8 protein-coding genes and 1 pseudogene are annotated in these 9,244 nt (G+C 65.1%); 4 read left to right on the top strand and 5 right to left on the bottom strand.

Annotation, left to right across the window (positions count from 1 at the left end; all coding sequences use genetic code 11):
• From ACE5C1_RS11180 to ACE5C1_RS11170, 3 genes are all read left to right on the top strand, one after another.
• Positions 1-934 (top strand): exonuclease SbcCD subunit D (locus ACE5C1_RS11180; protein WP_374944153.1); only part of this gene is annotated, 934 nt, incomplete at its 5' end.
• Positions 934-4,401, top strand: a complete 3,468-nt coding sequence (locus ACE5C1_RS11175; RefSeq protein ID WP_374944152.1) for an AAA family ATPase — start codon at positions 934-936, stop codon at positions 4,399-4,401. The genes ACE5C1_RS11180 and ACE5C1_RS11175, both read left to right, overlap by 1 nt.
• 121 nt (positions 4,402-4,522) lie before the next feature.
• Positions 4,523-4,672, top strand: a complete 150-nt coding sequence (locus tag ACE5C1_RS11170; protein ID WP_374944151.1) for a hypothetical protein — start codon at positions 4,523-4,525, stop codon at positions 4,670-4,672.
• Positions 4,673-4,787: 115 nt separating this feature from the next.
• Here ACE5C1_RS11170 and ACE5C1_RS11165 read toward each other — a convergent pair whose 3' ends face one another.
• From ACE5C1_RS11165 to ACE5C1_RS11145, 5 genes are all read right to left on the bottom strand, one after another.
• Positions 4,788-5,702 carry a hypothetical protein gene (locus ACE5C1_RS11165; protein ID WP_374944150.1) on the bottom strand — a complete coding sequence of 305 codons (915 nt, stop codon included), beginning with the start codon at positions 5,700-5,702 and terminating at the stop codon, positions 4,788-4,790.
• Between the two features lie 320 nt (positions 5,703-6,022).
• Positions 6,023-6,859: a DUF3800 domain-containing protein gene (locus tag ACE5C1_RS11160; protein ID WP_374944149.1), complete on the bottom strand. Its 837-nt coding sequence runs from the start codon at positions 6,857-6,859 to the stop codon at positions 6,023-6,025.
• A 383-nt stretch (positions 6,860-7,242) separates the two neighbouring features.
• A complete protein-coding gene (locus tag ACE5C1_RS11155; protein ID WP_374944148.1) occupies positions 7,243-7,866 on the bottom strand; it encodes an SOS response-associated peptidase in 624 nt (207 codons plus the stop codon).
• A 53-nt stretch (positions 7,867-7,919) separates the two neighbouring features.
• Entirely contained in the window at positions 7,920-8,189 is a 270-nt protein-coding gene (locus tag ACE5C1_RS11150; protein WP_374944147.1) for an HU family DNA-binding protein, read from the bottom strand.
• 102 nt (positions 8,190-8,291) lie between these two features.
• Positions 8,292-8,738, bottom strand: a complete 447-nt coding sequence (locus ACE5C1_RS11145) for a hypothetical protein (protein WP_374944146.1) — start codon at positions 8,736-8,738, stop codon at positions 8,292-8,294.
• A 257-nt stretch (positions 8,739-8,995) separates the two neighbouring features.
• Between ACE5C1_RS11145 and ACE5C1_RS11140 the strand changes: the two are divergent.
• Positions 8,996-9,244: pseudogene (locus tag ACE5C1_RS11140) on the top strand (protein ImuA); the annotation flags it as partial.

Below are 9,244 nucleotides of genomic sequence, written 5' to 3'. Positions count from 1 at the left end.
GACCGCACCGGAAGGGGTCTACAAGCTCAAGAGCGCGAAATGCGAGAGCGTGCGGTTCAATGATCTCGGGGTTGTCGTGCATGGCCGCAGCTACAAGGAAGCGGCGACGACCGAGAACATCGCGTCGACCTACTGCCCGCCAGCGCCGGGCATGCTCAACGTCGCGCTGCTTCACACCGCGCTCGACGGCCACGAGGGGCATGCCAACTACGCACCTTGTAGTCTGGGCGAGCTACAAGCCGCCGGCCACGATTACTGGGCGCTGGGCCACGTCCACGATCACGCGGTCCGGTCCGATCACCCGCACGTCGTCTTCGCCGGCAATACGCAAGGGCGCCACATTCGGGAGACGGGCGCCAAAGGCGCTGTGGTCGTTCGTGTCGAGGAAGGCGCCATCGTGCATGTCGAGCACCGTGCGACAGACGAGGTCCGCTGGGCACACGCTCGGGTCGACGCGATCGGGGCGGTAGACCCGATGGAGGCGCTCGCTGCGATCCAGGCGCAGCTCCGTCCTGCCGTTCTGGGCGCCGATGGCCGCCCCCTGGCCGCACGGGTTTCGATCACGGTCGATGGCCCGCTCGCGCAGCGTCTCCGTGCCGATCCTGCATGGTTCGAGGCGGACGTCCGCGGCCATGCCGCCGGCGTCTCCGACGCGCTGTGGATCGAGCGGGTGAAGATCATTGCCAACGATGCCGCGCTACCTACCGGCCTGCCGCCTGAGCTGCTGGAGATGCTGACCCAGGCACTCGACGATCCGGACTGCCTGCGTGCGATCGAGAACGCCATCGCGCCGCTCACGGCCAAGCTGCCGGCGGACATCGGCGATCCAGATACCGCCCCGCTGCTCGCGTCCGCGCGGGGCCGGGACGGTGCGGCACTGGTCCGCGCTGCCAAGGCGCTCGTCGAAGCTCGGCTCGGCGAGGGCGCGCACTGATGCGGTTCCGCCGGCTGGAGCTGGTTCGCTACGGGGGCTTTGCCGACCGTGTGTTCGACTTTGGCAGTGGCGGTCCGGACCTGCATCTCGTCGTCGGCCCGAACGAAGCAGGCAAGTCGACGGCGCTGCAAGCGATTGGCGACTTCCTGTTCGGCATTCCCGGGCAGAGCCGACAAAACTGGCGCTACGACTATAAGCAGCTTCGCCTGCGGGCACTGATCGAGCACGACGGTGACCTGCTCGACGTCACCCGGCGCAAAGGCAACCTCGATACGCTGCTGGCCGCGGACGGCACGCCGTTCAAGACCGATCCACTGGCACCGCTGCTCGGCGGCATCGATCGTGCAGGGTTCGAGCGCATGTTCGGGCTGGATCACACCAAGCTGCGCGAGGGCGGGGCCAGCATCATCGGCGGTCGCGATGATGCCGCCCGGATCACGCTCGAGGCGGGAACGGGCGTCTCGCACATCGGCAGCGAGCTTGCCCGACTGACCGAGGCGGCATCGTCGTTGTTCAAGCCAGGCGGGCAGAACCCGCCGGTGAACCGATTGATGCGGGAGCGATCCGAGGCGCTCGCCCAGGTGCGACAGACGTCGATCAGCGATGCCGACTGGACGCAGGCCCGACAGCGCCGTGCCGACGCCGAGGCGCGCCGTACAGCGCTGATCGACGAAGCCGAGGCGCTCGACCGTGAGCAGGCGCGCCTGGACCGGGTGGGGAGGGCGCGTGCGCCCTTCGCGCGCCTGAGCACCGCCCGCGCCGAACTGGTCGGGCTGGAAGACCTGCCTACGCTGCCGCAGGACGTTGCGGCGCAGCTGGCGACGCTGCGCGCCGACCGTATCACGGCCGTCGAACTCGCGGCGCAGGCGAAAGCCGATCTGGCGCGCGTCGAGGCCGCGATCGCGGGCGTGGAACGGCCCGGCATCATCCTGTCCGAACAGGAACGGATCGAGGCGCTGGAAGAGCAACGGCCGGTCATTGCCAAGGCTGCGGGCGATCTGGAGCGTCGTCGCGCCGAGCTGGACCGGATCGACACAAAGCTGGCTGCCGCTCTTGCGGAAGCGCGGATCGCTCCGGGACAACCGATCCCCTCAGCCGGGTGGCGCAGGCGTGCCGCCACGCATCTCGATGCCGTTCGAGAGTTGAAGGCGCGTGAGGCAGCGGTCGAGAAAGAGCGGGTCAAGCTCGTCCGCGACCGAGCCGCGATTGAGCGTGATCTTGCGGCGGTGAGCGAGACGATCGACCCTGCCGACCTGACCGCAGCGCTCCAACTCTTACCGGCCGACGCGGAAACCCGGCTGGCAGACGCGGTGACGGAAGCCGAGCGGAAGCGGACGCTTGCGGCGGAACGCCTGTCCGATCTTGCTCCGTGGCTTGGGTCGACAGCCAGTCTGCGCACACTTGCCTTACCGAGCGAGGCGGAAGCAGTGTCGGTGCGTGGTAGTGCGGAGGCGGCAAGGAACGACGCGACCGCTGCGCGCAAGGAAAGCGAGACTGCCGCAACCAGCGCCATCCGGGCGGAGGCAAGGCTGAAGGGCCTGATCGCAGGCGGGTCGCTGCCAACACCCGATGTGATCGCAGCTGCGCGGCAGCAGCGCGACGCACTCGTTGCCCAAGTTCGCGAGCGGTTGGGGGCGGCGCATGTCGGAGACGACAATGGGATCGGCGACGCGCTTGGCCAATCTATCACGAACGCCGATCAACTGGCCGACCGACGCGATGCCGAAGCGGCCCGCGTCGCGGAGTATGTGCTGACGAGTGTCGCCCTCAACGAAGCGAACGCGCTGGTGGCCGCAGCGCATCAGCGAGAGGAACGATATCAGGCGGCATTGGATCTGGTCGAACAAGGCTGGGCCGAACGATTGCAGACGCTTGGATTTGAGCGCGTCATCGCACCGGCGGACCTGTCCGGGTGGCTCACCAAGCGGTCGGCCGCGCTGGAAGCCGACCGCGACGCGGGATCTGCGGAGCTGGCCCTCAAAGAGATGACGAGCCGGTTCGGGGAAGCGCGAAGCGCGATCGCAACTGCTCTTTCAGCGGCGAAGGGACCTGTCGCAAAAGCCGAGGACGCGAAACTAGTGTCACTGGCTAGCGGCCACGCCGCTGCGCTGACGACCGCCGCAGCCAGTCGCGATCGGCTGCTGGCTGACCTGGCCACGATCGAACGTGCATCGGATGAGCTTGGAGTGGAGGTTGCCGATCTGGCGCGTGCACGTGTCGTGCTCGATCAAGAACGGGCAGGACTGGCCGGCGAGGCGGCGCTGCCTGCCGATGCTGGCGAGACCGTGCTCGCCGACGCCCTCGAAGCTATCGCCCATGTCGGCGAGGAGACCGGGGCACGAGAAACGATCGCACGGCAGATCGAAGGCATCGAGCGGGACCGGTCGGTGTTCAACACCGAGCTGACAGCCGTGCTTCTTGCGCTGCAGGTTACCGGTTCAGCCGACACGGTCGAGCATGTGCGCCAGCTTGCGGCTTCGCTGCGCGCAGCGATCTGGGCGCGTGACACGCTGGAGAGCCTTGAAGGCGACCGAGTGCGCATCGCCGGCGAGCTCGCCCAAGCGGAGCGTCGGCTCGACGGCATAGCCGTCGCGATTGAGTCGATGCTGCACACAGCCGGTACGACGGACGAAGCCGACCTGGACGGGATCATCGCCAGCGTGGCGCGGCGGGACCTGCTTCGGGCGGCAGAACGCGAAGCGCTCGACGAGCTCGCCGGCACCGACAATGGCGCGGGACTTGATACGCTGGCGACCGAGATTGCCGGCTTGTCTGTCGAGGACGCATCAAGCGCGCGTGCCCGGATCGAGGATCGCCGTCGCGAAGTGGCCGCCGATCGGGAAATCGTCGGTCGAACGCTGAACGCTGCGGACGAAGAGGCAGGCCGTGCGGCAAGCGAGAGCGCCGCTGCCGACGCACAGCAGACGGCTTTCGAGACGACTGCAGCACTGGCGCAGGTAGCGGAGGAGCACATCCAGGCAGCGAGCGCGGCCGCGCTGCTTCGCTGGATGCTCGACCGGCATCGTACGACAAATCAGGCGCCGCTGATCGCCAGGGCAGGCGTGCTGTTCGCGGAGGTGACGGGCGGCGCGTTCACAGGCCTTACGGTCGGCTATGGTAATGACGACCGTCCGGTGATCCTCGCGCAGCGCTCGGATGGCGGTGAGGTCGGTGTCGAGGCGCTCAGCGAGGGAACGCGCGACCAGCTATACCTTGCTATTCGGTTAGGCTCGATCGAAGGACGCGCCGGCGCAGGGTCCTTGCCGATCGTCTGCGACGATCTGCTAATCACCGCCGATGATGGTCGGGCAGCTGCGCTCCTCCGGGTACTCGCCGCGGCGGCTGCACATAGCCAGGTGATCGTGTTCAGCCATCACGCTCATCTTATCGACGTCGCGCGGGGCGCGGTAGGATCGGATGGCTTTAAACTTCATACGATCGAACCGATCGGCGCGATTGCCGCATAGCGGATCCAAAAATTAGGCGGGAAACGGCCCTGGGAGGCCGACGGCGCCCTTGGCGTCGTTCGTATGCATGACGAGTGCCGGATGTTGGCAAGCGGAATGATCGGAGCGGCCGATTGTGGTCGTGGGCGAACTGTTCGGCTGGCGTTACGCCTTCGGCGCTGCGGCCGGGCTGGCCACAATCGCCATAATCGCGCTGGCGGTGCTGTTGCCGAAGGTCGCGCCTCATCCCCAAGCCAGCTGCTGTGACAGCCAGTTAATGAGTATTATTTAGGAGACTACTGGAGGCCAAGCGGCCCAACGGCTGCCCAGGGCCCCCGATGGTCGCGCCATCTTGGATTGCTTGTTGTGGGATTCTTACCCGCCTGCTCGGCATCTCCGCGAATTGCCTACACGCCATCGGCAGACCGGGGCGGAGACACGATGACAGCGACTTCCGAAAGACCATTGGTCGGCACCGAGAGGTCCGCTTGCAGCTGCACGGCGTGCTCGAGCACCTGCGTCGGGTCATAAATCAGCACCACCACGGCGTCGACATCCGGGTGGCCGCCGTAGTCCCTGAAGTCGGTCAGCAGCCCTGTCTTGAACGCCTTCCCATCGGCCTTGGCGCGAGCGTACTTGAGTTCGATCATAAGGCGATGGCTTTTGAGCAAGAATTCGCAGCGGGCGGAGCTTCCGCCTACCGACGGACTCCACTCCTCCATCCTGATATCGTGCACGAGGGCTGCGAGGATCGATTTGAACAGATACTGGCAATCCCATTCGTTCTTAATCGCGAGCGCTTCGCCGCCATGCGGATGTCGGCGCAAGGCGAGCACCGACTCGTGGAACTGACGGGCTGCCCGCTTCACAATCGTCCGTGCGTCATTAGTCGCCGGGCTCAGCCTCCGAGGTCCGCGTGAACGGACGAACTCAATCGCCGTACGAAGCCGGAACAGCAATTCCAGCAGATCCGTCGCTTGGTAGGGCATCGTGGGCCCGGACTTCTTGATGAACTTCCGAAGCGTCCTCTGCAGCTTGTCCTGCATCGAGACCACGAAGGCTTCGTACTCGTCCAACTTCGAGGAAAAGTGGCCGGGCGAGCTGAAGCATGCGCCGGGCACCGTCGGGTCGGGCGCGAACTCCTCGGAATAGTGGTAGATCGCCAGGATGCAGCTCTTGCCTTCGTGGAACCAGTCCTGCCCGCGGTTCTCATTTCCCTTGAAGTTCTCCATCGCGGCGGTGAACTCGTTGTGGGCGGTGCGCCTCACTTCACGCAGGTAGGCGGCACTTTCGCTCGCCCAGGTCAGTTCGTCGTCCGTCACCCTCGTCTCCCGCTATGCAGACGTAATGCTTCGGTCCGCGCCCGTGTTACTCCCTATCTGCACTTGAGACGAGTTAGAGGCCAGCAGCTGCCGCGGCGGCTTCCCTGATATGGACCCGCCATCCTGAGCCAACGGGGTTGGAGCGTCGAACGGTCAAGAGCATGCTGATCGTGGCTCGACGGACGTCATCGCTGACGCCAACCTCAACTCCCATGCGCGCCGTCCCTCCTCGGCTCGCGGTAGCCGGGATCTAGCGCGAAGCCGCCCGCCCGAAGCTTGCGGTTTCTGGCCTTACCCATCTTCCCGGTCCTGTCTTTTGATCAGGCGAACATTGCGCCAGCGTGACGTTGCGCCAGAGCGTCGGAGACGACGATCCCGCCGATCCATTTGCCATTGGCATCCTGGTATCGGTATTGCATCGCCTTCAACATCGGCCCGAAACGTTGGCGAAGCGCTGCGGCGGTCGGCTGGACATGCACGTTGGCAACGTGGCCGGTGCAATAGGCCTCCGCCGCGATTGGGTAGAGCAGCGCCGAGCAGATGATGTCGCAGACCTGGATGCCGGCGTGGTTCTCGCTGTGGCCGAAGGTCGGCAGCTCGGCGATCCGGCTGTAGACAGTCGAGGAGGCGCGAAACTTCTGAGTGAAGATCGAATGCGCGACATTGGCGTTCTTCCAGGGATCACGGCTATCGGCGATGCAAACGCCGAGATCGTCCTGAGCGGTCAGATAAGACTCGAAATAGGTGTAGAGGCCCTGGATCGAGGATGTGTAGACTGACCGACCGTCGAATGGCTGGGCGAGGCCCTTGATCCAGACGCGGGCTAGCAGCTTGACGTCGTGATGGGCCAGCATCGCCATGAGCTGGTCGAGGAAGCCGATCGCGTGCCGGCGCTGATTGCGTCCCTGGCGCGTCGCGGCGCGGCGGAGATCGGCACCCTTGATCTCCGGGAGGATGCGATCGAGGTGATTGTTGGACAGGTAGTTAAGGCCAGGAAACCAGTGGCGCTTGAGGCTCAGAAAGTCCTGGGTGATCGCCTCGAGCCGCGCGACGTCAACGATCAGCGCGCCGAGCACCAGGACGGGCTGGTCGTTGGGGGCAGGGATCGCGGGAAGAGCGCCGAGGTCGCCTGACTCGTCGACGTAAAGGATTCTCACGAACGTATCCCAGAAACAGCTATGGCCGCCCAAGGGCGGCCATAGGATTTGCTGCCCGGCGAACCGGGACAGCGCTTAGCGTTGCTGTAACGGTATATCTCGTGGAACGCCCGATTTGTCAAGGTCGTGCTTCATCGTGGACTGCCTCCTGACATCGATACTGACGATGGCGAGGACAACCCGTAGAATCAAAGATATCGAGCGAGCTTCAGGCATCGGAGGCGAGCCGGGAGCTCCGGCTACCGAGCCTTCCGCCAGGTCACAACGGGACGTCATTGTCCCGACCGTCGTGCGTCGGCACGCTGGTTCATGATAGCGTAGCTGAATTGACACTCGAAAGCACGAAACGCAGTGTCCTTGGTGGTTCAGTCCGCCTCGCCGGATCAATTGATCCGCATCAGCTGCGAAGGGTAAGGCGCTACCGTCTCCTTCACCTCGTCCCAAGGCGCGGTGAGCCACCGTTCGTAATCATCGTCATGCAGGATTACGGGCATTGCCTTGGGGTGGATCGGTGCCACGACGGCATTGGGCTCGGTTGTCAGAAAGCCGTAGGCGTTACCGCGATCCATGGGCCGCCAGATTCCCGCGAAGGCGAAGATCGGCCGGCTTGGCACGTCTAACCAGTGCAACGGTTTCTTGCCGTCCTCACCCGGAGCAACTCCGTACTCCGAGAAGGCGGTCACCGGGACCAGGCAGCGCCGCGCTGGCGTCGTCAGCATCGAGCGCCAGAAGCTGGAACTGAGGTTGCGCACGTTGGTCACGTATTTGGTCAGCTTGACCGACGGATCGCGCTTGCTCGGCACCTGCGTCGGCACACCCCATTCCATCCGCTCAAGTCGGCGATCAGCACCATCTTGCACGATCACCGACCCAAAGAAGGGCGTCTTGGTGCCGGTCGGGAAGATGTCACCGACCGGGAACGACTCATCTTCTTCGTAAGGCGGCCGGATCCCGAAGGTCGCGGCGAGCTCGGCCTGCTTCGCGGTCATCCGATACCGATTGCACATGTCGCGAGCCTCACGAGTGAGTGCCGGCGGACGAACCCGCCGGCACGATGATCCTATAGCTTGTCCTTCAGCCCCTTGGCGGCGGTGAACGCCAGCTTCTTCGACGCCGCGATCTTGATCGCTTCACCGGTCGCCGGATTGCGGCCATCCCGCTCCGGTCGATCCTTGACCGCGAACTTTCCGAAGCCGGGGATCGCGACCTCTTCGCCCTTGGTGGCTGCATCGGCGATCTGATCGAATACCGCGTTGATCGCGGTCTTGGCGTCCGCCTCGCTCGTGCCGATCACGCCTGCAACGCCCTTGGCCAGTTCACTGATGTTCATGCGTGTCTACTCCTTGGAAAACCAGCGCGCGCCTTAACGGCGACGGGCAGCGGGACAAAGACGATACGGCACACAGAGGCGCCGGAGGCACCATCACGCCGCTCAACGCTGCGCCAACCGCTCGCGCGTGATACGCGGATCTTCGTACAGGTCGCGGATGGCTCGAAGCCGAAACACGTTCCACCAGCGCTGCCAGCGATGCTCGGCTGCGTCGTGGATCATGTGGCAGCGCTGGCACAGCGCCGCGAGGTTGGCGGGCGCGCTGTTGCCGGGGTCGTGATCGAGATGCGCGCAGGCGAGAACGACGTAGGTCGTGCGAACCGCGGCCAGCGCAAAGCCGCCTTTGATCGCGATCCGCTTGCCACGTGACGAACGCCAGCACTTCGCATCGGCGTCCCACCAGCGGCCGTCGCCCAGATGAGCCACGCGTCGCATGTGCGGTCGGGCGCAATGCTCGCACCGCGCACCAGCACGGTCGAACCGGACGCTCACGGACAGCTGCCGCCAGTCGAGCGGGTAGAGCCAGCGGTTCTCGGGGCGGATCGGCATGACGATTCTATGAGTCACCGAGTCGCCGAACGAAAGCGAATAATTCGCGATTTGTTGCCGGTCCGTATTTTGTCCGTTCTCCCTCGTATGCCGAGGCCGGACGCACGCCTCGTGCCCGGATCGGGACGATCAAAGCCCTTGCAATGTTGGGGATCGTAACGGAACATAAAGGGAACGAGTAGAGTCTGCCATTCATGCCCGCTGCCCACGCCTCGCTTCCTACCACGCTCGCGCATCTGAGGACGATCGCGTCCCCTGTGATCGAGCACCGGATCATGCCGTTCGGGCTTGCCGAACTCGACGGCCGGCTCGGCGGGGGAGGGCTGCGGGGCGGCGCCCTGCACGAGGCGACGGCACAAAGCTGTTCGCTCGCTGATGATGCGGCCACGACGCTGTTCCTCGCAGGTGTGGCGGGCCGCGAAGCGCTGTGCGTCGGCGGGCCGGTGCTGTGGGCGAGCTGCCGCAACGACCTTTACGCACCGGGCCTTGCCCAGGCGGGGCTATCC

The organism is Sphingomonas sp. (assembly GCF_964263785.1).
Taxonomy (GTDB): domain Bacteria; phylum Pseudomonadota; class Alphaproteobacteria; order Sphingomonadales; family Sphingomonadaceae; genus Sphingomonas.
The sequence above is the reverse complement of the archived record's forward strand: the minus strand, read 5'-3'. Positions and strand labels throughout refer to the sequence as shown.